The 26107-nt window shown below is 54.7% G+C and carries 24 protein-coding genes and 1 riboswitch; of the genes, 15 read left to right on the forward strand and 9 right to left on the reverse strand.

Going from position 1 to position 26107, the window contains the following annotated elements:
• Positions 1-18 precede the first annotated feature (18 nt).
• Positions 19-786 carry a DedA family protein gene (locus tag E3U32_RS16485; protein WP_134349634.1) on the forward strand — a complete coding sequence of 256 codons (768 nt, stop codon included), beginning with the start codon at positions 19-21 and terminating at the stop codon, positions 784-786.
• Here the strand turns inward: E3U32_RS16485 and thiQ are convergent.
• From thiQ to sgrR, 4 genes are all read right to left on the reverse strand, one after another.
• The gene (gene thiQ, locus E3U32_RS16490; RefSeq protein ID WP_134349635.1) at positions 783-1478 is read right to left on the reverse strand and encodes a thiamine ABC transporter ATP-binding protein ThiQ; all 696 of its coding nucleotides are present in this window, start codon (positions 1476-1478) and stop codon (positions 783-785) included. The genes E3U32_RS16485 and thiQ overlap by 4 nt on opposite strands.
• Positions 1462-3072, reverse strand: coding sequence for a thiamine/thiamine pyrophosphate ABC transporter permease ThiP (gene thiP, locus E3U32_RS16495; RefSeq protein ID WP_134349636.1), 1611 nt, complete (start codon positions 3070-3072; stop codon positions 1462-1464). Before thiP ends, thiQ begins: the two co-directional genes overlap by 17 nt.
• Positions 3048-4031, reverse strand: coding sequence for a thiamine ABC transporter substrate binding subunit (gene thiB, locus E3U32_RS16500; RefSeq protein WP_134349637.1), 984 nt, complete (start codon positions 4029-4031; stop codon positions 3048-3050). Before thiB ends, thiP begins: the two co-directional genes overlap by 25 nt.
• A gap of 31 nt (positions 4032-4062) precedes the next feature.
• Positions 4063-4163: riboswitch (TPP riboswitch) on the reverse strand.
• Positions 4164-4199: 36 nt separating this feature from the next.
• Complete coding sequence (gene sgrR / locus E3U32_RS16505) at positions 4200-5855, reverse strand: HTH-type transcriptional regulator SgrR (protein ID WP_134349638.1); 1656 nt, start codon at positions 5853-5855, stop codon at positions 4200-4202.
• A gap of 88 nt (positions 5856-5943) precedes the next feature.
• Between sgrR and sgrT the strand changes: the two genes are divergently transcribed.
• From sgrT to E3U32_RS16520, 3 genes are all read left to right on the forward strand, one after another.
• Entirely contained in the window at positions 5944-6096 is a 153-nt protein-coding gene (gene sgrT / locus E3U32_RS16510; RefSeq protein ID WP_032672519.1) for a glucose uptake inhibitor SgrT, read from the forward strand.
• A 120-nt stretch (positions 6097-6216) separates the two neighbouring features.
• The gene (locus tag E3U32_RS16515) at positions 6217-7395 is read left to right on the forward strand and encodes a sugar efflux transporter (RefSeq protein ID WP_134349639.1); all 1179 of its coding nucleotides are present in this window, start codon (positions 6217-6219) and stop codon (positions 7393-7395) included.
• Positions 7396-7612: 217 nt separating this feature from the next.
• A complete protein-coding gene (locus E3U32_RS16520) occupies positions 7613-7765 on the forward strand; it encodes a Hok/Gef family protein (RefSeq protein WP_010427008.1) in 153 nt (50 codons plus the stop codon).
• Between the two features lie 92 nt (positions 7766-7857).
• Here E3U32_RS16520 and leuD read toward each other — a convergent pair whose 3' ends face one another.
• From leuD to leuL, 5 genes are all read right to left on the reverse strand, one after another.
• Complete coding sequence (leuD, locus tag E3U32_RS16525; RefSeq protein ID WP_134349640.1) at positions 7858-8463, reverse strand: 3-isopropylmalate dehydratase small subunit; 606 nt, start codon at positions 8461-8463, stop codon at positions 7858-7860.
• Positions 8464-8473: 10 nt separating this feature from the next.
• The gene (gene leuC, locus E3U32_RS16530; RefSeq protein WP_134349641.1) at positions 8474-9874 is read right to left on the reverse strand and encodes a 3-isopropylmalate dehydratase large subunit; all 1401 of its coding nucleotides are present in this window, start codon (positions 9872-9874) and stop codon (positions 8474-8476) included.
• A 2-nt stretch (positions 9875-9876) separates the two neighbouring features.
• Positions 9877-10968 carry a 3-isopropylmalate dehydrogenase gene (gene leuB / locus E3U32_RS16535; RefSeq protein ID WP_047346341.1) on the reverse strand — a complete coding sequence of 364 codons (1092 nt, stop codon included), beginning with the start codon at positions 10966-10968 and terminating at the stop codon, positions 9877-9879.
• A complete protein-coding gene (gene leuA / locus E3U32_RS16540; protein ID WP_134349642.1) occupies positions 10968-12539 on the reverse strand; it encodes a 2-isopropylmalate synthase in 1572 nt (523 codons plus the stop codon). Before leuA ends, leuB begins: the two co-directional genes overlap by 1 nt.
• A 91-nt stretch (positions 12540-12630) precedes the next feature.
• Entirely contained in the window at positions 12631-12717 is an 87-nt protein-coding gene (gene leuL / locus E3U32_RS23910) for a leu operon leader peptide (RefSeq protein ID WP_071530973.1), read from the reverse strand.
• Between the two features lie 588 nt (positions 12718-13305).
• Here leuL and leuO point away from each other — a divergent pair.
• The 11 genes from leuO to mraY all read left to right on the forward strand — a co-directional run bounded on the left by leuO (position 13306) and on the right by mraY (position 26106).
• The gene (gene leuO, locus E3U32_RS16550) at positions 13306-14268 is read left to right on the forward strand and encodes a transcriptional regulator LeuO (RefSeq protein WP_286164376.1); all 963 of its coding nucleotides are present in this window, start codon (positions 13306-13308) and stop codon (positions 14266-14268) included.
• A 380-nt stretch (positions 14269-14648) separates the two neighbouring features.
• Entirely contained in the window at positions 14649-16373 is a 1725-nt protein-coding gene (ilvI, locus tag E3U32_RS16555; protein ID WP_134349643.1) for an acetolactate synthase 3 large subunit, read from the forward strand.
• Between the two features lies 1 nt (position 16374).
• Complete coding sequence (gene ilvN / locus E3U32_RS16560; RefSeq protein ID WP_008501994.1) at positions 16375-16866, forward strand: acetolactate synthase small subunit; 492 nt, start codon at positions 16375-16377, stop codon at positions 16864-16866.
• Between the two features lie 179 nt (positions 16867-17045).
• Entirely contained in the window at positions 17046-18053 is a 1008-nt protein-coding gene (gene cra, locus E3U32_RS16565) for a catabolite repressor/activator (protein WP_008501993.1), read from the forward strand.
• A gap of 601 nt (positions 18054-18654) precedes the next feature.
• A complete protein-coding gene (mraZ, locus tag E3U32_RS16570) occupies positions 18655-19113 on the forward strand; it encodes a division/cell wall cluster transcriptional repressor MraZ (protein ID WP_021240528.1) in 459 nt (152 codons plus the stop codon).
• Between the two features lie 2 nt (positions 19114-19115).
• On the forward strand, positions 19116-20057 hold the full coding sequence (rsmH, locus tag E3U32_RS16575; RefSeq protein WP_134349644.1) for a 16S rRNA (cytosine(1402)-N(4))-methyltransferase RsmH: 942 nt from the start codon (positions 19116-19118) through the stop codon (positions 20055-20057).
• Positions 20054-20419 carry a cell division protein FtsL gene (gene ftsL, locus E3U32_RS16580; protein WP_014830643.1) on the forward strand — a complete coding sequence of 122 codons (366 nt, stop codon included), beginning with the start codon at positions 20054-20056 and terminating at the stop codon, positions 20417-20419. Before rsmH ends, ftsL begins: the two co-directional genes overlap by 4 nt.
• Positions 20420-20434: 15 nt before the next feature.
• Positions 20435-22201, forward strand: a complete 1767-nt coding sequence (locus E3U32_RS16585) for a peptidoglycan glycosyltransferase FtsI (protein WP_029741225.1) — start codon at positions 20435-20437, stop codon at positions 22199-22201.
• Positions 22188-23675 (forward strand): UDP-N-acetylmuramoyl-L-alanyl-D-glutamate--2,6-diaminopimelate ligase, encoded by a 1488-nt coding sequence (gene murE / locus E3U32_RS16590; protein ID WP_134349645.1) that lies wholly within the window; start codon positions 22188-22190, stop codon positions 23673-23675. Before E3U32_RS16585 ends, murE begins: the two co-directional genes overlap by 14 nt.
• Positions 23672-25030, forward strand: coding sequence for a UDP-N-acetylmuramoyl-tripeptide--D-alanyl-D-alanine ligase (gene murF / locus E3U32_RS16595; protein WP_134349646.1), 1359 nt, complete (start codon positions 23672-23674; stop codon positions 25028-25030). The genes murE and murF overlap by 4 nt, the downstream gene beginning before the upstream one ends.
• The gene (mraY, locus tag E3U32_RS16600; RefSeq protein WP_008501985.1) at positions 25024-26106 is read left to right on the forward strand and encodes a phospho-N-acetylmuramoyl-pentapeptide-transferase; all 1083 of its coding nucleotides are present in this window, start codon (positions 25024-25026) and stop codon (positions 26104-26106) included. The genes murF and mraY overlap by 7 nt, the downstream gene beginning before the upstream one ends.
• The last annotated feature ends 1 nt before the right edge of the window (position 26107 follow it).

Raw genomic sequence — 26107 nt, forward strand, 5'->3', positions numbered from 1 at the left:
TTTCTGACCGGAATAGTTATGCAGGCATTGCTGGAACACTTTATTACCCAGTCCGTTATGTATTCGCTCATCGCCGTGGCGCTGGTGGCGTTTCTGGAATCGCTGGCACTTGTGGGGTTAATCCTGCCCGGTACCGTGATGATGGCAGGGCTTGGCGCGCTGATTGGCAGCGGTGAGGTTAATTTCTGGCAGGCTTGGCTGGCCGGGATTATCGGCTGCCTGCTGGGCGACTGGATCTCCTTCTGGCTGGGCTGGCGCTTTAAGAAGCCGCTGCACCGTTGGTCGTTTATGAAAAAGAACAAAGCCTTGCTGGATAAAACCGAGCATGCGCTACACCAGCACAGTATGTTTACCATCCTCGTTGGTCGCTTTGTCGGGCCTACGCGTCCGCTGGTTCCTATGGTCGCCGGGATGCTGGATCTTCCCGTCGCCAAGTTTGTGGTACCGAATATCATCGGCTGCGTCTTCTGGCCGCCGTTCTACTTCCTGCCGGGGATCCTCGCGGGTGCAGCCATCGATATTCCTGACGGTATGCAAAGCGGTGAGTTTAAGTGGCTGCTGCTGGGCACGGCGCTGCTGCTGTGGCTGGCGGCATGGCTGTGCTGGCGGCTGTGGCGCAGCGCGAAAGCGAATATCGATCGCCTGAGTCGCTATCTCCCCCGCGCTCGCCTGTTGTGGCTGGCACCGTTGACGCTGGGCGTTGCGGTGGTGGCGCTGGTGGCATTGATTCGCCATCCGCTGATGCCGGTGTACGGTGAGATCCTGTTGAAGGTGGTGAGCCGCTAATGAATTCCCAGCAGGTGCGACGCGCTTGCTTTTCCGCTCATCAGCGCTTCAGTTTCGCCATCCCATAAAATACGTCCCTCCGCGATCACCACCGATCGCGGCGCAATGCGTACAGCATCTTCAATGCTATGTGACACCATCAGCATGGTCAGCTGCTGGCGCTGGCAGACGTCCTGCACCAGGGCAAGCATCTCCTGCCTCAGCGCGGGATCGAGTGCGGAGAAGGGTTCATCCAGAAGCAGCACCTGCTGCTCGCGTACCAGACAGCGTGCCAGCGCCACCCGCTGCCGCTGGCCGCCGGAAAGCTCGCCGGGCAAGCGGTCAAGAAAAGCGGTAATGCCCATCTGGTCGGCAATCCTTTCCAGCTTTTGACGCTGCGCGTCGTTGAGCTTTAGCCCCGGATCCATACCCAGCCCGATGTTTTGCCGTACCGTCAGATGGGTAAACAGGTTATTTTCCTGGAACAGCATCGACACCGGGCGCTTTGCCGGTGGAGTATGGGTATGGTCGCGGTTTTCAATCTCTATCGATCCGCTTGCCGGCTGCAGAAAACCGGCGATCAGATTAAGCAAGGTACTCTTTCCTGCACCGCTTGGGCCGAGCACCGCAATCATCTCACCCTGACGTACCGAAAGAGTGAAGCGCATGGGCAGGTGCTGGTAGAGCCAGGTTACATCAATCAGTTTTAACATCACGCCCCGGAATTTTTTCGATAACGGTAAATAACGCAAAGCACAGCAGCAGCAGCAGCAGCGCGGTGACAGCACCGTCCTGACTGCGGTAAGAGCCAATCTGCTGATACAGCCAGTAGGGCAGCGTGCGGAAATCGTCATTGCCGAAGAGTGCTACCACGCCAAAATCACCAATTGAAAGCACGCAGGCGAAGGCTAACGCCTGTGCCAGCGGGCGTTTCAGGGCACGCAGTTCGACTATTTTCAATCGCCGCCATCCCTGCATCCCCAGCGACTGACAGAGCAAACTGTAGCGGCTGTTGACGTCGCGCATCGGATTTTCCAGCACCTTGAGCGCGTAAGGAATGGCCATCAGGGCGTTGGTAAAAATCACAATACCGTCGGCGTTTTCCGGCAGGCCGATGGTACTGTTGAACAGTAAGAAGAAGCCCGTCGCCAGCACGATCCCCGGCATTGCCAGAATCAGCATGCCTGTCAGTTCCAGCGCGTGTCCGGCTTTTTGGGCCTGACGGGCATAGAGTTCGCGGCTGCTCCACAGCAGCATCATGGTCAGCATGACGCACAGCAGACCTGCCGCCAGGGCGATACGAAGCGAGGTCCCGGTGGCCCGCCAGAGGATGGGCTGCTGCAGGACGGACATGAGATTGAGGTTAAGACCGTCAACGATAACGGCTATCAGCGGCGGCAGCAGCAGCAGGAGTGCCAGCGCGATCAGAAGAAAATCGGTGATGCGGCTATGCAGGCTGTCCTGCGGGTCACGCCAGCCAGTCACCTGATGACTGCCGGGGGGAATGGCTTTACTCAGCCGCTGGCTCAGCAGCACCAGCGCAAGGCAGCATCCCATCTGTGCCATCGCCAGCAGTGCGGCACGACCGGGATCGTAGTCGTAACTCAGCGCCTGATAAATCGCCAGCTCAATGGTTGTGGCCTGCGGTCCGCCGCCGAGTGAAAGCACGGTGGCAAAGCTGGCAAAGCAGAGCATGAAGATTAATGCCGCTACAGGGGGAAGCTGGCGGCGCAGCCACGGCCATTCGACAAAGCGGAAGAATGACATGCCGCGCATGCCTAGCTGGGCGGCAATCTGACGCTGTTCGCCGGGAATGTTCTCCAGCGCCTGCAAAAAGAGGCGTGTCGCCATCGGCATATTGAAAAACACGTGCGCCAGCAGAATGCCCTTCAGCCCGTAAGGGGAGAAGGTCCACTCCAGGCCGAGAGCCGCAAAGAGTGACGCCAGCCAGCCCTGGCGACCATACACGCTCAGAATGCCAAATACTGCCACCAGTACGGGCAGGATCAGCGTCATGGCGCACAGGCGCAGCAGCGCCTGCCTGCCGGGGAAGCGCCTGCGGTAGAGCGCCCGCGCCAGGAAAATGGCCGGGATCACCGACAGCAGGGCAGAAAGAAACGCCTGCCAGAAAGAGAAACGAATGACGTGCCAGAGATAGCTGTCGTGCCAGAGCGCGGGCAGGTCACTCTCTGGCGCGTTAAACCACAATGCAAGAAAGGCCCCCAGGCTGACCGCCACCATGACTACGGCGGCGAGCAGCCCGGGTAGTAACCAGCCGGGAATTAACGGCTGACGGCGCGTTGCCATTCACTTACCCATGCCGCACGCTGCGCGGCGACCTGCTGCGGCGTAAATTCCAGCGAGGTTTTTGGTTTGGTCAGCTGCTCGAAACCTGCTGGCAGCGCAACGTTCGTGACGGGATACATCCAGTTACCTGCCGGGATGGCGTTCTGGAACGCGGGTGAAACCATAAATTTCAGGAACTTTTCAGCGAGTTCCGGCTGCTTGCTGGCGACGGTGCGCGCGGCCACCTCAACCTGCAGATAATGCCCTTCAGCAAAATCAGCAGCAGCGTAGTTATCTTTCTTCTCGGCGATAATGTGATAGGCCGGGGAGGTGGTGTAGCTCAACACCAGGTCGCTTTCGCCTTTCAGGAACAGACCATAGGCTTCGCTCCAGCCCTTGGTCACCGTCACGGTTTTGGCGGCCAGCTTCTGCCACGCTTGCGGCGCTTTGTCCCCGTAGACTTTCTGCATCCACAGCAGCAGGCCCAGACCCGGCGTACTGGTGCGAGGGTCTTCATAAATTACGCGCCATTTCTGGTCACTTTCCACCAGCTCTTTCAGGCTCTTCGGCGGGTTTTTCAGCTTGTTTTTGTCGTACACAAAGGCAAAGTAGCCGTAGTCGAACGGCACAAAGGTATCGTTTTTCCAACCGCCAGGCACGTTGACGGTATCTGCCGCTACGCCGCTTTTGGCAAACAGTTTGGTTTGCGAGGCGGCGTCCAGCAGGTTGTTATCCAGCCCGAGCACCACATCGGCTTTACTGTTTTTACCTTCCATGCGCAGACGGTTGAGCAGCGAGACGCCATCTTCCAGCGCCACGAACTTCAGTTCGCAGTTACAGTCAGCTTCAAAGGCTTTTTTGACTACCGGGCCAGGGCCCCAGTCGGCAGAAAAGGAGTCGTAGGTGTAGACCGTCAGAACGGGCTTAGCAAAAGCAGGCAGCGCAAACAGCGCCAACAGGGGAAGAGCTTTTTTTAACACTTTGCACCTCAAAGTTGAGTGGCAAAGGATTTTGAGCGACAGCCTCAAATCCCTTCGCCGGCGTTATCCGGATCAGGTTCGACGGGTATTATCTCAGCGCACATCTGTGATGCAGCACCCCGTTGAGAACGGCGGTATTGTAATGATTTGGTGAATATTACGAAAGCGTTATGGTTCCGGCGGCGCAAACCAGGCCGATTTGAAATCAAACCATCCCAGAGTGTTCATCCGCAGACCGCGCATACTGCGCTGTCCCTGGATCATCAACCAGTGGTGGATCAAGGGGACGATCGCCTGTTCAGCCAGCAGCTGCTGGCACCACACGGCAAGATTCATTTCGCCCGCACGCCACAGGGCTGCATCCTGCTGCCAGTCACGCTGGATGCAGTGCTGGATCAGCGGAACTTCATACAGGTGTGAGAATAATGAAAAATCGAGCGGCAGGGTGAAGTTGGCGCTGTTCAGCCAGATATCGCTGGTAAGCTCCCCCTGGTGCCATTCGTCATAGTCCACTTCCCGGATGTCCAGCCTGACCCCCTCCGCTGCCAGCAGTCTGGTCATGATCCTGGCGATAAAACGATGCTCAACATGTTCGCGGTAGTAGGTCAGGGTGATGGATTCCAGCCCTGCGGGTTTGTCGCAGTGCGCCGGGCGGGCGTGGTGCCAGCGCGGAAGCAGGCCGTACGCCGGGAACCAGTATGTCTGGTACTGCTCTTCCGCATGGTAAATCAGGTTGGAGGGAGACAAAATGTGGCTGATCCACTTGCGGACGGCCTGGTTTGCCCCGCGATGGGTGCGGCCGTCAAACAGCAGGTAGTAGCATCCCTCCTCCAGGCGGCTCTCCACGGCTTTTTCTCCCGTGGTAGGGCCTTCCAGCGTCAGGCCGGCGCTCAGCTCTTCATTGAGATCCGGTAATACCCACACGTTCACTTCATCGATAAGCGCCCGATAGCCAAAGTAGTCATCGAACGCGCGGATTTTCAGCTGATTGTTGTTATTGCGGGACACGGAGTAGGGGCCGGTGCCAATCGGCTGGCTGGCAAAATTGTTCATTGATTCCCACTCACCGGGCAAAATCATCGACGGCACATAGCCCAGCAGCCAGGGAAGCCACTTGTCCTGCTGCGACAGCTCAATATCGAGCGTCCATGCCGTTGGGGAGTGAACACGTGAAATATGCGAATACAGCGGTAGTTTACGGACACGTTCCAGAGAGGCGATGACGTCGCGCATTTCCAGCTCTCGCCCATGGTGAAAATGGATGCCGGGGCGTAAGAAGAAGCGCCAGTGAAACGGGGAAAGTTGCTGCCAGTGGTGCGCGATATCCGCTTCCAGTTCCCCATTTTCCTCATTTATGCGCGTCAGGCCGCTGAAGATTTGCCGGGCCATATGGGTTTCTGAGCGGCGTAAGGCCGTGCCGGGCAAAAGATTTTTCATTGGCCGATAGTAGAGGACCCGCAGGATGTGACGGCCCTGGCGGAAACTGCGTCCGAGATGCGAAACCAGCATCTGGCGCACGGCGGCTTTGTCGCCCACCAGCTGTACCAGCTGGTCAATTCGGTCCTGCTCCAGCAGGTCTTCAGCACGCTGCTGCTGCAACGCCAGCCCGGTGTAGAGGAAGGTCAGGCGCGAGCGTTTGCCGCGCCCCGCCTCCGCTTCCCAGCTTAACCAGCCCTGCTGCTGCATGGTATTGAGTAGCGTGCGCATATGACGGCGGGAACAGCTAAGCAGGTCGGCCAGCTCGTTCAGCGTGGTCTCCTGCGATTGCCCCTCACAGCACTGCCAGAGGCGGATAAATTGTTGTTGCAGTCGACCGGAAGGCATAAAAGGGGAACTCCTGATAAAAAATCAGCAATTTATTAATCCCTATATTAAGCCAATAATCCTTACCGATGAAGTGAGGAGGTAAATTATGAAGAGGTCTACCGCACGTCAGTTTTATCAGCACTATTTTTCAGCGACAAAAGGAACGTCCTGGCTGGCCCGTCAGTGTGCAGAGCAACGGCTGAAAATTCTGGAAGACCTGATGCAGTGGGACGTTACGAAACCGACCTCTTCTCGCTAACTCGCCTCGATCATGTGTGACTGAGTATTGGTGCTTATCACCCGCCAGCAAAATGTTTTTGCTGGCTTTTTTCGTTTATTCTTTCACCCGGTTTCGATTCGCTTTCACAAGGACTTGCGCATGCTCTGGTTGATGACGATGGGGCGACGCCTGAACGGCGTCTATGCCGCTTTTATGCTGGTGGCCTTTATGATGGGCGTGGCGGGGGCGCTGCAGGCACCGACCCTGAGCCTGTTCCTCAGCCGCGAGGTGGGAGCGCAGCCGTTTTGGGTAGGTCTGTTTTATACCGTCAACGCGATTGCCGGGATCCTGGTTAGCCTCGCGCTGGCGAAACGATCGGACAGCCAGGGCGATCGTCGAAAGTTGATCCTTTTTTGCTGCGCTATGGCCGTGGGTAACGCTCTGCTTTTTGCTTTCAATCGTGATTACCTGACGCTCATTACCTGTGGCGTGCTGCTGGCGTCGCTGGCGAACACCGCCATGCCGCAGCTTTTTGCCCTGGCCCGTGAATATGCGGATAACTCGGCGCGGGAAGTGGTGATGTTCAGCTCGGTGATGCGTGCCCAGCTGTCGCTGGCGTGGGTCATTGGTCCGCCGCTGGCCTTCATGCTGGCGCTGAACTATGGCTTTACCGCCATGTTTTCCATTGCGGCAGGGATTTTTGTCATTAGCCTGGCGCTGATTGCTTTTGCGCTACCGTCCGTGGCTCGGGTCGAGCAAACTACTGATAAACCGATTACTCAGGTGAGCGGCTGGCAGGACAAAAACGTCCGCATGCTGTTTATTGCCTCCACGCTGATGTGGACCTGCAACACCATGTACATTATCGACATGCCGCTGTGGATCAGCAGCGATCTGGGCTTGCCGGACAAGCTCGCCGGGATCTTAATGGGGACCGCGGCCGGGCTGGAGATTCCGGCAATGATTCTGGCGGGTTACTACGTGAAGCGCTTCGGAAAGCGTCGGATGATGATCGTCGCGGTGGCAGCTGGGGTGCTGTTTTACGCGGGGCTGATCCTTTTCCATTCGCGCGAAGCGTTACTGGCGCTGCAGCTGTTCAACGCCGTGTTTATTGGCATTGTCGCCGGAATCGGCATGCTCTGGTTCCAGGACTTAATGCCTGGCCGCGCTGGCTCGGCGACCACGCTTTTTACCAACAGCATTTCGACGGGCGTCATTTTGGCTGGGGTGATTCAGGGGGCGCTGGCGCAAAGCTATGGCCATGCTTCGGTTTACTGGATGATTGCTGCCATTTCGGTGGTGACGCTTGGGCTGACCTGCCGGGTCAAGGATGTGTGATTCTGGAAGGCGGCTTCACGAAATGAAACGACTTTCTGACAGGTATGAAGAAGGGGAATAGAGTGCGTGGCGGGTGCTTGAGGCTGTTTGCCTCAGGCTTTCGCAAGAGGCAAACAGTGGAGAGTCCCCCATCATTAAAACTGATGAGGAGACCAACTTCACAACCAACATTGCGAGGTTAGTCTCTTCGTTGCCGAAAAGCAATAAGGAGGCTGGAATGCCAAAACGTACTCTGCTGTTAGGTTTGTTTCTGATCTGTACGACGCTATTGATCTTCACCTGGATGGTGCGCGACTCGCTGTGTGAGCTGCACTTCAGACAGGAGAAAACGGAGCTGGCGGCAGTGTTGGCTTACGAAGCAAAACGTTAGCGGTATTGGCGGGGGACGTTGCCCCGCCTCTCCAGGGCGGTTGAGCCTCAACGCACCCTTATCAATGGCCCGCACGCTGCGGGCCATTGCCTTTAGCCCATAAACGCAGGCTGTTTTTTCTCATACGCTGAGATGGCGTCTTCGTGCTGGAGCGTCAGACCAATACTGTCCAGACCGTTCAGCATGCAGTGACGACGGAAAGCGTCAATGCTGAAACTGTAGGTTTTCTCCCCGGCTTTCACCACGCCAGCTTCCAGATCCACCTCAAATGAAATGCCCGGATTCGCCTGAACCAGTGCGAACAGTTCATCGACCTGCGCATCGCTCAGCGTCACCGGCAGCAGCTGGTTATTGAAGCTGTTGCCGTAGAAGATATCCGCAAAGCTCGGAGCGATAACCACTTTAAAACCGTAGTCGGTCAGGGCCCACGGCGCGTGTTCACGGGATGAACCGCAGCCAAAGTTTTCCCGCGCCAGCAAAATGGATGCGCCTTTGTATTCCGGGAAGTTCAGGACGAACTCCGGATTAGGCACTTCACCTTTCTCATCCAGGAAACGCCAGTCGTTAAACAGATGTGCGCCAAAGCCGGTGCGGGTGACTTTCTGCAGAAACTGTTTCGGAATGATGGCGTCAGTATCGACGTTAGCGGCGTCCAGGGGGACAACCAGGCCCGTATGTTGGGTAAATTTCTCTGCCATGATTGTCTCCTTATTTCAGGCTGCGAATATCGGCGAAATGACCGGTGACTGCTGCAGCGGCGGCCATGGCCGGGCTGACCAGGTGGGTACGCCCACCGCGGCCCTGACGGCCTTCAAAGTTACGGTTACTGGTGGAGGCGCAGCGTTCGCCCGGGTTCAGACGATCGTTGTTCATGGCCAGACACATGGAGCAGCCAGGCAGGCGCCACTCGAAGCCCGCGTCGATAAAGATCTTATCCAAACCTTCGGCTTCCGCCTGAGCTTTCACCGGACCGGAGCCTGGAACTACCAGAGCCTGTACGCCTGGCGCGACTTTACGGCCTTTAGCAATCTCGGCAGCCGCACGTAAATCCTCAATACGGGAGTTAGTGCACGAGCCGATGAAGACTTTATCAATGGCGACGTCGGTCAACGGAACGCCAGGTTTCAGCCCCATATAGGCCAGCGCTTTTTCCGCACTGGCGCGCTCGACCGGATCGGTGAACGAGGCCGGGTCAGGGATGCTGTCGTTGACGGAGATGACCTGACCCGGGTTGGTGCCCCAGGTCACCTGCGGGGCAATCTCTTCTGCCTGCAGGGTAACCACGGTATCGAAGCTGGCACCATCATCGGTTTTCAGGGTTTTCCAGTACGCGACCGCCTCGTCAAAATCCTGGCCTTTCGGCGCGTGCAGACGGCCCTTAACATAGTCAAAGGTGGTGTCGTCTGGTGCGACCAGCCCGGCTTTTGCACCCATCTCGATGGCCATATTGCACAAGGTCATACGGCCTTCCATGCTCAGGGCCTGAATGGCCTCACCGCAGAATTCCACCACGTGGCCGGTACCGCCTGCGCTGCCAGTTTTACCAATGATCGCCAGCACGATATCTTTTGCGGTGATCCCCGGTGCGGCTTTACCCTTCACTTCAATCTTCATGGTTTTGGCGCGGCCCTGCTTCAGGGTTTGCGTTGCCAGCACGTGTTCGACTTCAGAAGTACCAATCCCGAACGCCAGGGCGCCAAACGCGCCATGCGTCGCGGTATGGGAATCACCGCAGACGATGGTCATGCCCGGCAGGGTAATCCCTTGCTCCGGCCCCATCACGTGGACGATGCCCTGATAAGGGTGGTTCAGGTCGTACAGCTCAACGCCAAACTCGTTACAATTCTTAATCAGCTCCTGCATCTGGATACGCGCCATCTCACCCGACGCATTAATGTCTTTGGTTTGGGTGGAAACGTTGTGATCCATCGTTGCGAAGGTTTTTCCCGGCTGACGTACCGGGCGCTTGTGCGCGCGCAGGCCATCAAACGCCTGAGGGGAGGTCACCTCGTGTACCAGATGTCTGTCGATATACAGCAGCGGGGTTTCGTTTGAGGCCTCGTAGACAACGTGCGCATCAAACAATTTTTCATATAACGTTTTGGCCATGATTACACCCCTTGCGCGACATAGCGGGCAATAATGTCGCCCATTTCATCAGTACTGACTGCCGCCGTGCCGCGTGCTAAATCGCCGGTACGGACGCCTTCCTCTAACGCCCGGTTAATGGCGTTTTCAATTGCGGTTGCTGCATCGCCTGCATCCAGGCTGTAACGCAGCAGCAGGGCCAGAGAGAGGATCTGCGCAATCGGGTTAGCAATGTTTTTACCTGCGATATCCGGCGCGGAGCCGCCTGCCGGCTCGTACAGGCCAAAGCCTTCTTCATTCAGGCTTGCGGATGGCAGCATGCCCATGGAGCCGGTAATCATTGCGCACTCGTCCGAGAGAATATCCCCGAACAGGTTGGAACACAGCAGGACATCAAACTGGGACGGATCTTTAATCAGCTGCATCGTCGCGTTGTCGATGTACATGTGCGACAGCTCAACGTCCGGGTACTGCTTAGCGACTTCGCTGACGATTTCGCGCCACAAAATGGAAGACTGAAGCACGTTCGCTTTATCAATAGAGGTCACTTTATGGCGGCGCTTGCGCGCAGACTCAAACGCGATATGGGCAATACGTTCAATTTCGAAACGGTGATACACCTCGGTATCAAACGCTTTTTCATGCTGGCCGCTGCCTTCGCGTCCTTTTGGCTGACCGAAATAGATACCACCGGTCAGTTCACGCACGCACAGAATATCAAAACCGTTGGCGGCAATATCAGCACGCAGCGGGCAGAACTCTTCCAGACCCTGATACAGCTTCGCCGGACGCAGGTTGCTGAACAGCTTGAAATGTTTACGCAGCGGCAGCAGCGCGCCGCGTTCTGGCTGCTCTGCTGGTGGCAGGTGCTCCCATTTCGGGCCACCTACGGAACCAAACAGGACGGCATCGGCATTTTCGCAGCCTTCAACGGTGGCTTTCGGCAATGGCGTACCGTGGTTATCAATCGCAATACCGCCTACATCGTAGTGGCTGGTGGTGATTTTCATCGCAAAACGCGAGCGAACGGCTTCCAGTACTTTCAGCGCCTGTGCCATCACTTCCGGACCAATACCGTCGCCCGGTAACACAGCAATATGGTAATTCTTCGACATTACACGGTTTCCTTGTTGTTCTCTTTATTCTGAGCTTTGCGTTGCAACTCTTTTTCGACTTCGGCGGCGCGCCAGATGTTATTCAGAACATGCACCATCGCTTTCGCGGAGGATTCGACGATATCGGTCGCCAGACCCACGCCATGGAAACGGCGGCCATTGTGGGTAACAACAATGTCGACCTGACCCAGTGCATCTTTACCGTGGCCTTTGGCCGTCAGGTCATATTTCACCAGCTCAACGTCGTACTCGGTGACGCGGTTAATCGCCTGGTAGATAGCATCGACAGGGCCGTTACCGTTAGCGGCTTCTGCTTTAATTTCATCACCGCAGGCCAGTTTGACCGAGGCGGTAGCAATATTGCTGGAGCCGGACTGCACGTTAAAATAATCGAGACGGAAGTGCTCTGGCTCTTCCTGCTGCTTGTTAATAAAGGCCAGCGCTTCCAGGTCGTAGTCGAACACCTGACCTTTTTTGTCGGCCAGCTTCACGAATGCGTCGTACAGCTGATCCATGTTGTATTCGCTGTCTTTGTAACCCATCTCTTCCATACGGTGCTTCACGGCCGCACGGCCTGAGCGAGAGGTCAGATTCAGCTGCACCTGGTTCAGACCAATGGATTCCGGGGTCATGATTTCGTAGTTTTCGCGGTTCTTCAGCACGCCATCCTGGTGAATACCGGAGGAGTGCGCGAAGGCGCCGGTGCCGACAATGGCTTTGTTGGCAGGAATAGGCATGTTGCAAATCTGGCTGACGGTCTGGCTGGTACGCCAGATTTCGTTGTGATTGATACGGGTGTGCACGTTCATAATGTCTTTGCGCACTTTGATCGCCATAATCACTTCTTCCAGCGAGCAGTTACCCGCGCGCTCGCCGATGCCATTCATCGCGCCTTCTACCTGACGTGCGCCAGCGTGTACCGCGGCGATGGCGTTGCCAACGGCCAGGCCCAAATCATCATGGGTATGCACAGAGATAATCGCTTTATCAATATTCGGTACGCGCTCATACAGACCGGTAATGATATTGGAGAACTCAAACGGCATGGTGTAGCCAACGGTGTCCGGAATGTTGATAGTTTTCGCGCCCGCGTTGATAGCGGCTTCCACGACACGCGCCAGATCGTCAATTGGCGTACGGCCCGCATCTTCACAGGAGAATTCAACGTCATCGGTGTAGTTGCGTGCACGCTTAACCATATACACCGCGCGTTCAATAACCTCATCCAGTGTGCTGCGCAATTTGGTTGCGATATGCATCGGCGAGGTGGCAATAAAGGTATGAATACGGAAGGCTTCGGCGACTTTCAGCGATTCGGCCGCGACGTCGATATCTTTCTCTACACAGCGCGCCAGACCACAAACGCGGCTGTTTTTGATGGTACGGGCGATAGTCTGGACGGATTCGAAATCACCCGGAGACGAGACCGGGAAACCGACTTCCATCACGTCGACACCCATACGTTCGAGAGCCAGCGCGATCTGCAGTTTCTCTTTTACACTCAGGCTTGCCTGTAATGCCTGTTCACCGTCACGTAAAGTTGTATCGAAAATAATGACTTGCTGGCTCATGGGTTAGGTCCTTGTCAGTCTTAGGGCGCCTTGCTACGAGCATAAAAAAACCCGCGCAGTGGCGCGGGTTTCTAGTCTTACTGGTGACGATTCAACGCTGAATTTCGCCCGCCAGTCTACCGCGCACAGTGGATGCGTTTAGTAGTAGTAGACCGGTGAAACGAATGGTGCGAATCATGAATCGTGCTCCGTTAAATTCAATATGCTTTTAGTGGTACTGGATACGGCCGTTCATGTCAACCCCTGAGGATAAAAACGCCTCAGACAGGCTGAACAGGCAGACTTTTGGCTTTAGCTAATTGTGCTGGTTTTCTCTTTTGCGACCCGATGAATTGTCTAATTTTGGACTGGAAAAAAGGTTGCAGAAATAAATAAATATAATTTGTTTAAATTGAACAATGTACGTAGCCATACATGCTTTAGGCTTAAAGGGTTTTAATATCATTAAGTTATAAGTTCAATGAATCATTTTAGACGCTCTAAAAAATGAATTGGGATAACAGGTTGTTAACTTAATGTAGAGCGTCAGCAATAACAGTTTAATAATACTTAAGTCATCATTAACCAGAGACGAATTGTATATTTGCTTGGTTTATGGTTTCATCTTAATCCTAAAGTTAAGCATATAACTTACGCCTTTTTATTTTCATTATTTTATCATCTTTATATATTCCGAATTTTAAACAATTCTCTTTCGCTGGTCATATTTGCATGATAAATCATATATTTCGCGATTATTACAGTACGTTGGCAAAGGGAGTGTAGCGTGACGGTGGAGTCTGAAGTGTCAGAAAATAATATTAAACAAGCTCAAGCTGCTGATGGAATTAAGCCGCAGTTACGTACGGTGGACCTTAATCTTCTGACGGTGTTTGATGCTGTCATGCAGGAACAGAACATCACCCGTGCGGCACAAACGTTGGGGATGTCACAACCCGCCGTCAGTAATGCCGTCGCGAGACTTAAGGTCATGTTTAACGATGAATTGTTCGTTCGTTATGGGAGAGGGATCCAGCCCACGGCGCGTGCATTCCAGTTATTCGGCTCAATCCGCCAGGCGCTGCAGCTGGTACAAAATGAGCTGCCGGGGTCAGGTTTTGAACCCTTAAGCAGCGAGAGAGTCTTTCATCTTTGCGTCTGCAGCCCATTAGATAATTATTTAACGTCGATTATTTATAATAAAGTTGAAGAGATCGCACCAAATATCAATCTGGTTTTTAAATCATCCCTCAATCAAAACACGGAACATCAGTTGCGCTACCAGGAGATCGAATTTGTCCTGGGATATGAAGAGTTCCGTCGACCTGAGTTTTCCTGCGTGCCGGTTTTTAAGGATGAAATGGTTTTGGTCGCCAGTAAAAAACATCCTCGCCTGACTTCTCCGCTACGAGAAGGTGATGTTTATAGCGAGCAGCACGCTGTTGTTGCACTCGACAGATATGCTTCCTTTAGCCTGCCGTGGTATGACACTGCGGATAAACAGGCGTGCGTGGCGTATCAGGGGATGGCAATGGTCAGCGTATTAAACGTTGTCTCCCAGACGCAACTGGTGGCGATTGCACCGCGCTGGTTGGCAGAAGAGTTTTCTGAATCCTTAAATCTGCAAATTCTGCCTCTGCCGCTCAAGCTAAATAGCCGTACCTGCTACCTTTCCTGGCATGAAGCGGCGGGTCGGGATAAAGGGCACCAGTGGATGGAAGAGTTGCTGGTTGGCATCTGTCGCCGATAAACGCATCAGGATAAACTGCACTGGTTTATGTGGTTTATCCTGAGTTTTTTTAGATAATTGCTATTTTATTCTGTTGCGATTTTTTTCGGGCTGCTGTCCGGTGCGCAAAAATAGATGATTTCCTGCATTGTCGTGCTTTTCAGCGATGATTAATCATCCCATCCTCTATTACCAGATGAATTAACCATATCTTCTGTTAACCGCTGCTTTTTCTGCTTTACGCACCGTTTATCTCCCCGAGTTTGCTAATTGCCTGCCTCATAACGAGCGGTTAAGGTAAAGAACACTCTGCAAAATATAAGATTGGCTCATCCCAATCGTAAGACGGTGCGGAAATGAATTCGGCAGTCCGTCTATAACAAAATGCCTGGAGGCAAAGCATGGAGATGTTGTCTGGCGCGGAAATGGTCGTTCGGTCGCTGATCGATCAGGGCGTGAAGCAAGTGTTCGGCTACCCTGGCGGAGCGGTCCTCGATATTTATGATGCGCTTCATACGGTAGGGGGCATTGACCATGTGCTGGTACGTCATGAGCAGGCGGCGGTTCACATGGCTGACGGCCTGGCGCGTGCGACGGGTGAAGTGGGCGTGGTCTTAGTCACCTCCGGTCCCGGCGCGACAAACGCTATTACCGGCATTGCAACGGCGTATATGGACTCTATCCCGCTGGTGATCCTCTCCGGGCAGGTGGCAACCTCACTGATTGGCTACGATGCGTTTCAGGAGTGCGACATGGTCGGGATTTCGCGTCCCGTTGTGAAGCACAGCTTTCTGGTCAAGCAAACCGAAGACATTCCTGGCGTACTGAAAAAAGCCTTCTGGCTGGCGGCAAGCGGGCGTCCGGGGCCGGTGGTGGTCGATCTACCTAAAGATATACTGAACCCGGCAAACAAGCTGCCTTATGTCTGGCCGGAATCGGTGAGCATGCGTTCTTACAACCCAACAACGCAGGGCCATAAAGGTCAGATCAAGCGAGCGTTGCAAACACTTCTGGCAGCCAAAAAACCGGTCGTCTATGTCGGTGGCGGGGCGATCAATTCGGCCTGTGAAGTCCAGCTTCGTGAACTGATTGAAAAGCTCAATCTTCCAGTTGCGTCGTCACTGATGGGGCTGGGAGCGTTTCCCGCCACCCACCGTCAGGCGTTGGGTATGCTGGGTATGCACGGTACCTATGAAGCCAATATGACGATGCACCATTCCGATGTGATCTTTGCCGTTGGCGTACGCTTTGACGATCGTACTACCAACAACCTGGCGAAGTATTGCCCGAACGCCACCGTGCTGCATATTGATATCGATCCGACGTCCATTTCAAAAACGGTGTCGGCCGATGTGCCGATCGTCGGTGATGCCCGACAGGTTCTGGAGCAAATGCTGGAACTGTTGGCCCAGGAGAGCGCAACCCAGCCGCTGGATGATATTCGCGACTGGTGGCAGCAGATTGATCGGTGGCGCGCGCGTCAGTGTCTGAAATATGACACGCAAAGCGAAAACATTAAGCCGCAGGCGGTCATCGAAGCGGTGTGGCGACTGACGAAAGGTGAAGCGTATGTGACCTCAGACGTGGGTCAGCACCAGATGTTTGCCGCCCTGTATTACCCGTTTGATAAACCGCGACACTGGATCAACTCAGGTGGTTTAGGAACAATGGGCTTTGGTCTGCCCGCCGCGCTTGGCGTGAAGCTGGCACTGCCGAATGAAACCGTCGTCTGCGTAACCGGAGACGGCAGTATCCAGATGAACATTCAGGAGCTGTCTACCGCGCTGCAGTATGAACTGCCGGTTCTCGTGCTGAACCTGAATAACGGCTATCTCGGTATGGTGAAGCAGTGGCAGGATATGATCTATTCTGGCCGTCATTCACAGTCATATATGAAATCGCTGCCGGATTTTGTTCGTCTTGCTGAAGCTTACGGCCATGTTGGCATGCGTGTGACCGACCCTGCTGAGCTGGAAACGAAGCTCGCTGAAGCGCTTGAGCACGTTAAAAACAACCGCCTCGTCTTTATGGATGTGATTGTTGATGGGACCGAGCACGTTTATCCGATGCATATTCGTGGTGGTGGTATGGATGAGATGTGGTTAAGCAAAACGGAGAGAACCTGATATGCGCCGGATATTGTCTGTTTTACTGGAAAACGAGTCTGGCGCACTGTCGCGCGTCATTGGGCTTTTTGCACAGCGCGGCTATAACATTGAGAGCCTGACCGTCGCCCCGACGGAAGACCCAACGCTGTCGCGTATGACGATCCAAACCGTCGGCGATGCCAAAGTGCTTGAGCAAATTGAGAAACAGCTGCATAAGCTGGTCGACGTGCTGCGCGTGAGCGAGCTGGGGCAGGGTGCCTACGTTGAACGTGAGGTCATGCTGGTGAAAATTCAGGCCAGCGGCTACGGGCGTGAAGAAGTCAAACGCAATGCGGATATTTTCCGCGGACAGATTATCGACGTCACGCCTTCTCTCTATACCGTTCAACTGGTCGGGACGAGCGACAAGCTGGATGCTTTCCTGGCGTCCGTGCGGGATGTAGCAAAAATTGTTGAGGTGGCGAGATCGGGGGTAGTCGGTCTGTCACGCGGCGAGAAAATCATGCGTTAGTTGTCAAAAAGGTTCGCCTCTTTCTGCCCGGTCACCAAAGCCGGGCTTTTTTTTGTGTAATCAGCCGACAACGCAGATAAAAGCGGTTGCCGCGGAGGCTTTTCTGCGTTTAGATGTTAAAAGATTTAACCATAACCTTGACAGGGCCATGGACTCTTTTCTTTTTTTAAGGGGCAATTGTGAAACTGGATGAAATCGCCCGGCTAGCCGGCGTGTCACGAACAACGGCCAGCTATGTGATTAACGGTAAAGCAAAGCAGTACCGTGTCAGCGATAAGACCGTTGAAAAAGTTATGGCGGTGGTTCGTGAACATAACTACCATCCGAATGCTGTCGCAGCTGGCCTTCGTGCCGGGCGTACCCGCTCTATTGGTCTGGTGATCCCGGACCTGGAAAACACCAGCTATACCCGTATCGCCAACTATCTTGAACGTCAGGCGCGCCAGCGCGGCTATCAATTGCTGATTGCCTGCTCGGAAGATCAGCCGGACAACGAGATGCGCTGCATTGAGCATCTGCTCCAGCGTCAGGTGGATGCCATTATCGTGTCAACCTCCTTACCGCCAGAGCATCCGTTCTATCAACGATGGGCGAACGACCCGTTCCCTATCGTTGCGCTGGATCGCGCGCTGGATCGTGAGCATTTCACCAGCGTCGTGGGTGCCGATCAGGATGATGCAGAAATGCTGGCCGCGGAGCTAAGAACGTTCCCAGCGGAAACTGTGCTTTATCTTGGCGCATTGCCTGAACTCTCTGTGAGCTTCCTGCGTGAGCAGGGATTCAGAACCGCCTGGAAAGACGATCCGCGCGAGGTTCACTATCTCTATGCCAACAGCTACGAACGTGAAGCCGCTGCTCAGCTGTTCGAGAAATGGCTGGAAACGCACCCTATGCCTCAGGCACTGTTCACCACCTCGTTTGCACTTCTGCAGGGTGTGATGGATGTGACCTTGCGTCGTGAAGGTAAACTCCCCTCCGACCTGGCCATTGCCACTTTCGGGGATAACGAGCTGCTCGACTTCCTTCAGTGTCCGGTGCTGGCGGTAGCACAGCGTCACCGTGATGTGGCTGAACGCGTACTGGAGATTGTGTTGGCGAGTCTGGATGAACCCCGTAAACCGAAGCCAGGCCTGACGCGCATCAAACGTAATCTCTACCATCGCGGAATTTTAAGCCGTCAAAAATGAAAATGACCGGGGCGGCGAAATCTGCCCCCATTTTGTCGCGATAATTCGTGTAGATAATTCCCGGAGAGAAATTAGGATAATTCCTTAGGGCTCATAATCACCTATTTTCCTTAATTCATTTTGTCTTCTAAATTGTCCTTTAAAGAACGTCTGGGCAATTTAAAACAGCTATTTTTGTATTGTTTTGTTACAAACCCTCTCCGGTCGATGAATATTCAGACGTTTTTCCTCCTCCTTTGACAGCTAACATGGCAACCGCCGCGTTTACCGGGGGCCTGAGTGAATCTGGCGCTGTTATCCCCTGAGAATCTGTCATAAAATGCTGCCCGCGTCGCAAACTGACACTTTATATTTATCTGCGATGAAATTGAGTGAGCTTTAACGCTAGTGTGCATATTCGGTTTTTTTCTTACAAATATTCATAACGTTAATTTTGCCTCGCCAGTTGTGCAGTTATTAACCAGGACTGTTTATCTCTGTAAATAGAGGGCTTTCGGGTCCCTACAGGGAGAGTCCTGGCTTGACAAGCTTTTCCCTCGCTCCGTAAACTCCTTTAGGTGGGAATTTGTGGGTTAAAGTGGTGAGGGGGGGTGAGACTGGCATGTTCCGTGGAGCTACGTTAGTCAATCTCGACAGCAAAGGGCGCTTATCGGTACCAACCCGATACCGCGACCAGCTGATTGAGAACGCTGCGGGTCAAATGGTTTGCACCATTGACATTAACTCCCCCTGCCTGCTGCTTTACCCCTTGCCTGAATGGGAAATTATTGAGCAAAAGCTGTCGCGACTGTCGAGCATGAACCCGCAGGAACGCCGCGTGCAGCGGTTGTTATTGGGACATGCCAGTGAATGTCAGATGGATAACGCAGGGCGATTACTGATTGCACCTGTGTTACGGCAACATGCCGGTCTGACCAAAGAAGTGATGCTGGTCGGGCAGTTCAACAAGTTTGAACTGTGGGATGAAACGACCTGGTATCAACAGGTCAAGGAAGATATCGACGCTGAGCAGTCTGATTCCGCGACATTATCGGAACGGCTGCAGGACTTGTCTCTATAAATATGATGGAAAATTATAAACATAAGACGGTGTTACTGGACGAGGCCGTTAACGGCCTGAATATTCGTCCGGATGGCATCTACATTGATGGCACTTTTGGTCGCGGTGGCCACTCGCGTTTGATTCTCTCCCAGCTTGGAGAGGAAGGACGTCTGCTGGCAATCGATCGCGATCCGCAGGCGATTGCCGTTGCACAGACCATCAATGACCCACGCTTTTCCATTGTGCATGGACCTTTCTCTGCGCTCGCGGAATATGTTGCTGAGCGCGATCTGACGGGCAAGATCGACGGGATTCTTCTCGATCTTGGCGTCTCTTCACCGCAGCTTGATGATGCAGAGCGCGGCTTCTCCTTTATGCGTGATGGTCCGCTGGACATGCGCATGGATCCAACGCGCGGTCAATCTGCCGCCGAGTGGTTACAGACCGCAGACGAAGCGGATATTGCATGGGTTATTAAAACGTTCGGCGAAGAGCGCTTTGGCAAACGTATTGCGCGCGCCATCGTTGAGCGCAACCGCATTGAGCCAATGACCCGCACCAAAGAGTTAGCCGAGGTTATCGCGGCTGCGACACCGGTGAAGGATAAGCACAAACATCCCGCGACCCGTACCTTCCAGGCGGTTCGCATCTGGGTAAACAGTGAACTGGAGGAAATAGAGCTGGCGCTAAAAAGCTCGCTCGACGTGCTGGCCCCGGGTGGGCGGTTATCCATCATCAGCTTCCATTCGCTGGAAGACCGCATTGTGAAACGCTTTATGCGTGAACAAAGCCGCGGTCCACAGGTGCCAGCGGGGCTGCCGATGACGGAAGAACAACTCAGGAAGCTGGGTGGCCGTCAGTTGCGAGCATTAGGCAAGTTGATGCCGGGCGAAGAAGAGGTGGCAGAGAATCCACGCGCCCGTAGTTCAGTGCTGCGTGTTGCAGAGAGGACGAACGCATGATCAGCAGAGTGACAGAGACCCTAAGCAAAGTTAAGGATTCGTTAGGAAGCAACGAGCGCCATGCCTTGCCTGGCGTGATCGGCGACGATCTTTTGCGGTTTGGGAAGCTGCCACTCTGCTTGTTCATTTGCATCATTGTGACGGCAGTAACGGTGGTGACGACAGCCCACCATACACGTTTATTGACTGCGCAACGCGAGCAGATGGTACTGGAACGCGATGCGCTGGATATTGAATGGCGAAATCTGATCCTTGAAGAAAACGCGCTCGGCGATCACAGCCGGGTTGAACGGATCGCAACGGAAAAGCTGCAACTGCAGCATGTTGATCCTTCCCAGGAAAATATCGTAGTACAAAAATAAGGAAAATCGCGACGCATGAAAGCAGCGGCAAAAACGCTTAAACCAAAACGTCAGGAAGAACAGGCCAACTTTATCAGTTGGCGTTTTGCGTTGCTTTGCGGCTGCATTTTACTGGCGCTGGGTTTCCTGCTGGGACGCGTGGCCTGGCTACAAATCGTCGCCCCTGACATGCTGGTGCGCCAGGGCGATATGCGCTCTCTGCGCGTCCAGGAAGTGTCGACATCCCGTGGGATGATCACCGACCGCTCTGGTCGTCCGCTGGCGGTGAGCGTGCCGGTGAAGGCTATCTGGGCCGATCCTAAAGAACTGCATGATGCTGGCGGAATCACGCTTGATAACCGCTGGAAGGCGCTTGCGGATGCGCTGAAGATGCCGCTGGATCAGTTGGCTTCACGCGTGAATACGAACCCGAGAGGGCGTTTTATCTATCTGGCACGTCAGGTGAACCCTGACATGGCGGATTACATCAAAAAATTGAAGCTACCGGGGATCCATCTGCGTGAGGAATCACGTCGTTACTATCCATCCGGCGAAGTGACTGCTCACCTCATTGGCTTTACAAACGTTGATAGCCAGGGGATTGAAGGCGTTGAAAAAAGCTTTGATAAATGGCTCACCGGCCAGCCCGGTGAGCGCATTGTGCGTAAAGACCGCTATGGTCGTGTGATCGAGGATATTTCCTCAACGGACAGCCAGGCCGCACACAACCTTGCACTGAGTATTGATGAGCGGTTACAGGCGCTGGTTTACCGCGAACTGAACAATGCCGTGGCTTTCAACAAAGCGGAATCGGGCAGTGCCGTGTTAGTCGATGTCAACACGGGTGAAGTGCTGGCGATGGCCAATAGCCCGTCCTACAACCCTAACAATCTTACCGGTACGCAGAAGGATGTTATGCGTAACCGTACCATCACCGACGTGTTCGAACCGGGTTCGACCGTGAAGCCGATGGTGGTCATGACTGCACTTCAGCGCGGTATCGTCAATGAAAACACCGTACTGAATACCATTCCTTACCGAATTAACGGCCACGAAATCAAAGACGTGGCGCGCTACAGCGAATTGACCCTGACCGGGGTGTTACAGAAGTCGAGTAACGTCGGTGTTTCAAAGCTGGCGTTAGCGATGCCGTCCTCAGCGTTAGTAGAGACTTACTCACGTTTTGGGCTTGGAAAGGCGACCAATTTGGGGTTGGTCGGAGAACGCAGTGGCTTATATCCTCAAAAACAACGGTGGTCTGACATAGAGAGGGCCACCTTCTCTTTCGGCTACGGGCTAATGGTGACACCGTTACAGTTAGCGCGAGTCTACGCAACGATCGGCAGCTATGGCGTTTATCGTCCGCTGTCGATTACCAAAGTTGATCCACCGGTTCCCGGTGAGCGTATCTTCCCGGAATCGACCGTCCGTACTGTTGTTCATATGATGGAAAGCGTGGCGCTGCCCGGCGGCGGCGGCGTGAAGGCGGCAATCAAGGGTTATCGCATCGCCATCAAGACCGGTACGGCGAAAAAAGTTGGGCCGGATGGCCGCTATATCAACAAATACATTGCCTATACCGCAGGCGTTGCGCCTGCAAGCAATCCGCGTTTTGCGCTGGTGGTCGTGATAAACGATCCACAGGCGGGTAAATACTACGGCGGCGCCGTCTCCGCGCCTGTGTTCGGGGCTATCATGGGCGGCGTGTTACGTACCATGAACATTGAACCGGATGCGCTGGCGACGGGCGAAAAAAGTGAATTTGTAATTAATCAAGGCGAGGGTACAGGTGGCAGATCGTAATTTGCGCGACCTTCTCGCTCCGTGGGTGCCAAATGCACCGGAGCGAGCACTGCGAGAGATGGTACTGGACAGCCGCGTGGCTGCTTCTGGCGATCTTTTTGTGGCGGTGGTCGGTCATCAGGCGGACGGGCGTCGTTATATCCCGCAGGCGATTGCGCAAGGTGTTGCTGCCATTATTGCTGAGGCCAAAGATGAGGCAACCGACGGTGAGATCCGTGAAATGCACGGCGTACCGGTCATCTATCTCAGCCAGTTAAACGAGCGTCTTTCCGCACTGGCGGGACGTTTCTATCACGAACCTTCTGACCAGCTGCGTCTGGTTGGCGTGACAGGGACAAACGGAAAAACGACTACCACGCAGTTGATGGCGCAATGGGCCCAGCTGCTGGGGGAAACCGGCGCGGTCATGGGTACCGTGGGTAACGGCCTGCTGGGCAAAGTGAGCCCGACGGAAAACACCACCGGCTCAGCGGTTGACGTACAGCACGTGCTTGCCGGTCTGGCAGGGCAGGGGGCAACCTTTGCGGCGATGGAGGTTTCTTCGCACGGTCTGGTTCAGCATCGCGTAGCGGCCCTTAAATTTGCCGCCTCTGTGTTTACAAACCTGAGCCGCGATCATCTTGATTATCATGGTGATATGGAACAGTACGAAGCCGCGAAATGGCTGTTGTTCTTTACTCACCATTACGGGCAAGCCATCATCAATGCCGACGACGAAGTCGGTCGCCGCTGGCTTGCTAAGCTGCCGGATGCGGTTGCGGTGTCGATGGAAGAACATATCAATCCGAACTGCCACGGTCGCTGGCTGAAGGCCGTTGACGTTAATTATCACGACAGCGGGGCGACAATCCGCTTTGCCTCTTCCTGGGGGGAAGGCGAAATTGAAAGCCGCCTGATGGGCGCGTTTAACGTCAGCAACCTGCTGCTGGCGCTGGCGACGCTGCTGGCACTGGGTTATCCGATGGCCGAGCTGCTAAAAACCGCTGCGCGTTTGCAGCCGGTTTGTGGCCGTATGGAAGTGTTTAGCGCGCCGGGCAAACCGACCGTTGTCGTCGATTACGCCCACACGCCGGATGCGCTGGAAAAAGCGCTGGAAGCGGCGCGTCTGCACTGCACCGGCAAGCTCTGGTGCGTGTTTGGCTGTGGCGGCGATCGCGACAAAGGCAAGCGCCCGTTGATGGGGGCCATTGCGGAGCAGTTCGCGGATATTCCGGTTGTCACCGATGACAACCCGCGTACGGAAGAGCCGCGCGCCATCATTAATGACATTCTGGCGGGCATGCTGGACGCGGGCCGCGCTCGCGTGGTGGAAGGCCGTGCGGAAGCCGTGACTAACACCATCATGCAGGCGCGGGAGAATGATGTTGTCCTGCTGGCGGGTAAAGGCCATGAAGATTATCAGATCGTTGGCAATCGCCGTCTGGACTACTCGGACCGCGTAACGGCAGCACGTCTGCTGGGAGTCGTGGCATGATTAGCCTCTCGTTAAGCAAGGCCGCTGAAATCCTGCAGGGTGAGCTGCACGGTCAGGATCTGACCATTGATGCGGTGACGACGGACACCCGCAAAGTGACTGCCGGCTGTCTGTTTGTGGCGCTAAAAGGCGAGCGTTTTGATGCGCACGATTTTGCGGATAACGCCAAAGAGAACGGCGCTGGTGCGCTGCTGGTCAGCCGCAAGCTCGATACCGATCTGCCGCAAATTGTGGTGAAAGATACGCGTCTCGCGTTCGGTGAACTGGCCGCCTGGGTTCGCCAGCAGGTGCCTGCGCGTGTCGTCGCCCTGACCGGGTCATCAGGCAAAACGTCTGTGAAAGAGATGACGGCGGCGATCCTCAGCCAGTGCGGTAATACGCTTTATACCGCGGGCAACCTCAATAATGATATCGGCGTGCCGATGACATTACTTCGCCTGACCAAAGAGCATGAATTCGCTGTGATTGAGTTAGGGGCAAACCACCAGGGCGAAATCGCCTGGACCGTAAGCCTGACTCGCCCTGAAGCGGCGCTGGTGAATAACCTGGCGGCTGCGCATCTGGAAGGCTTTGGCTCGCTGGCAGGCGTGGCGAAAGCGAAAGGTGAGATCTATACCGGTCTCCCCGCTGACGGTATTGCCATTATGAATGCCGATAACAATGACTGGCTGAACTGGCAGAGCATCATTGGCTCGCGTAAAACCTGGCGCTTCTCGCCGAATGCAGCCAACAGTGATTTTACCGCGACCAATATTCATGTGACGTCGCAGGGTACGGAATTCACGCTCACTACCCCAACGGGTGGCGTAGATGTGCTGTTACCGCTTCCGGGCCGCCATAACATTGCCAATGCCCTTGCGGCGGCGGCGCTGTCGACGGCGGTGGGCGCATCGCATGAGGCGATTAAAAACGGCCTGGAAAATTTAAAAGCCGTGCCGGGGCGCCTGTTCCCAATCCACCTTGCTGAAAACAAACTGCTGCTGGATGACTCCTACAACGCGAACGTTGGCTCAATGACGGCGGCGGTGCAGGTGTTATCTGAAATGCCGGGCTACCGCATCATGGTGGTCGGTGATATGGCCGAGCTGGGCGACGAAAGTGAAGCCTGTCATACCCAGGTCGGTGAAGCGGCGAAAGCGGCGGGGCTGGACTGTGTGCTGAGCGCAGGAAAACTGAGCCAGGCGATTAGCCAGGCCAGCGGCGTAGGCGAACATTTTGCCGATAAAGGCGCGTTGATTGAGCGCCTTAAGGCATTAATTACAGAAAAACAAATTGTGACAGTGTTAGTGAAAGGTTCACGTAGTGCCGCCATGGAAGAGGTTGTGCACGCATTACAGGAGAACGGGACATGTTAGTTTGGCTGGCCGAACATTTGGTCAAATATTATTCAGGCTTTAACGTCTTTTCGTATCTGACGTTTCGCGCCATCGTCAGCCTGCTGACTGCGCTGTTCATCTCGTTGTGGATGGGCCCGCGCATGATTGCCCGTCTGCAAAAACTTTCTTTCGGTCAGGTTGTGCGTAACGACGGTCCGGAATCGCACTTCAGCAAGCGTGGTACGCCGACTATGGGCGGGATCATGATCCTGACCGCAATTGTCGTTTCCGTGTTGTTATGGGCATATCCGTCCAACCCGTACGTCTGGTGTGTACTGACGGTACTGGTGGGGTACGGGATCATCGGTTTTGTTGATGATTACCGCAAAGTCGTACGCAAAGACACCAAAGGCCTGATCGCGCGCTGGAAATATTTCTGGATGTCGGTCATTGCGCTGGGCGTGGCCTTTGCGCTGTATCTGGCAGGTAAAGACACACCAGCTACCGAGCTGGTCGTGCCGTTCTTTAAAGACGTAATGCCACAGCTGGGGCTGTTCTACATCCTGCTGGCGTATTTTGTGATTGTGGGCACCGGTAATGCCGTCAACCTGACTGACGGTCTGGATGGCCTGGCCATTATGCCAACCGTCTTTGTGGCCGCCGGTTTTGCACTGGTGGCGTGGGCGACCGGTAACATGAACTTTGCTAACTATCTGCACATCCCTTATCTGCGTCACGCGGGTGAACTGGTGATCGTCTGTACGGCGATTGTCGGTGCGGGGCTGGGCTTCCTGTGGTTCAACACCTATCCGGCCCAGGTGTTTATGGGTGACGTTGGTTCACTGGCTTTGGGCGGTGCGCTCGGCATCATTGCCGTGCTGCTGCGTCAGGAGTTCCTGCTGGTGATCATGGGTGGCGTGTTTGTGGTTGAGACCCTGTCGGTGATTTTGCAGGTCGGCTCCTTCAAGCTGCGCGGTCAGCGCATCTTCCGTATGGCGCCCATTCACCACCACTATGAACTGAAAGGCTGGCCGGAGCCGCGCGTGATTGTGCGCTTCTGGATTATTTCGCTGATGCTGGTCCTGATTGGCCTGGCAACGCTGAAGGTACGTTAAT

This window comes from Lelliottia nimipressuralis, assembly GCF_004402045.1.
Lineage (GTDB): Bacteria > Pseudomonadota > Gammaproteobacteria > Enterobacterales > Enterobacteriaceae > Enterobacter > Enterobacter chinensis.

Coding starts and splice junctions, on each gene's coding strand:
- rsmH (WP_134349644.1), top strand. CDS start 19,116: ATGATGGAAAATTATAAACATAAGACGGTGTTACTGGACGAGGCCGTT.
- mraZ (WP_021240528.1), top strand. CDS start 18,655: ATGTTCCGTGGAGCTACGTTAGTCAATCTCGACAGCAAAGGGCGCTTA.
- murF (WP_134349646.1), top strand. CDS start 23,672: ATGATTAGCCTCTCGTTAAGCAAGGCCGCTGAAATCCTGCAGGGTGAG.
- sgrT (WP_032672519.1), top strand. CDS start 5,944: ATGAAGAGGTCTACCGCACGTCAGTTTTATCAGCACTATTTTTCAGCG.
- E3U32_RS16485 (WP_134349634.1), top strand. CDS start 19: ATGCAGGCATTGCTGGAACACTTTATTACCCAGTCCGTTATGTATTCG.
- mraY (WP_008501985.1), top strand. CDS start 25,024: ATGTTAGTTTGGCTGGCCGAACATTTGGTCAAATATTATTCAGGCTTT.
- E3U32_RS16520 (WP_010427008.1), top strand. CDS start 7,613: ATGCCAAAACGTACTCTGCTGTTAGGTTTGTTTCTGATCTGTACGACG.
- ilvI (WP_134349643.1), top strand. CDS start 14,649: ATGGAGATGTTGTCTGGCGCGGAAATGGTCGTTCGGTCGCTGATCGAT.
- E3U32_RS16515 (WP_134349639.1), top strand. CDS start 6,217: ATGCTCTGGTTGATGACGATGGGGCGACGCCTGAACGGCGTCTATGCC.
- leuD (WP_134349640.1), bottom strand. CDS start 8,463: ATGGCAGAGAAATTTACCCAACATACGGGCCTGGTTGTCCCCCTGGAC.
- sgrR (WP_134349638.1), bottom strand. CDS start 5,855: ATGCCTTCCGGTCGACTGCAACAACAATTTATCCGCCTCTGGCAGTGC.
- thiP (WP_134349636.1), bottom strand. CDS start 3,072: ATGGCAACGCGCCGTCAGCCGTTAATTCCCGGCTGGTTACTACCCGGG.
- ilvN (WP_008501994.1), top strand. CDS start 16,375: ATGCGCCGGATATTGTCTGTTTTACTGGAAAACGAGTCTGGCGCACTG.
- ftsL (WP_014830643.1), top strand. CDS start 20,054: ATGATCAGCAGAGTGACAGAGACCCTAAGCAAAGTTAAGGATTCGTTA.
- E3U32_RS16585 (WP_029741225.1), top strand. CDS start 20,435: ATGAAAGCAGCGGCAAAAACGCTTAAACCAAAACGTCAGGAAGAACAG.
- leuB (WP_047346341.1), bottom strand. CDS start 10,968: ATGTCGAAGAATTACCATATTGCTGTGTTACCGGGCGACGGTATTGGT.
- thiQ (WP_134349635.1), bottom strand. CDS start 1,478: ATGTTAAAACTGATTGATGTAACCTGGCTCTACCAGCACCTGCCCATG.
- leuC (WP_134349641.1), bottom strand. CDS start 9,874: ATGGCCAAAACGTTATATGAAAAATTGTTTGATGCGCACGTTGTCTAC.
- leuL (WP_071530973.1), bottom strand. CDS start 12,717: ATGATTCGCACCATTCGTTTCACCGGTCTACTACTACTAAACGCATCC.
- leuA (WP_134349642.1), bottom strand. CDS start 12,539: ATGAGCCAGCAAGTCATTATTTTCGATACAACTTTACGTGACGGTGAA.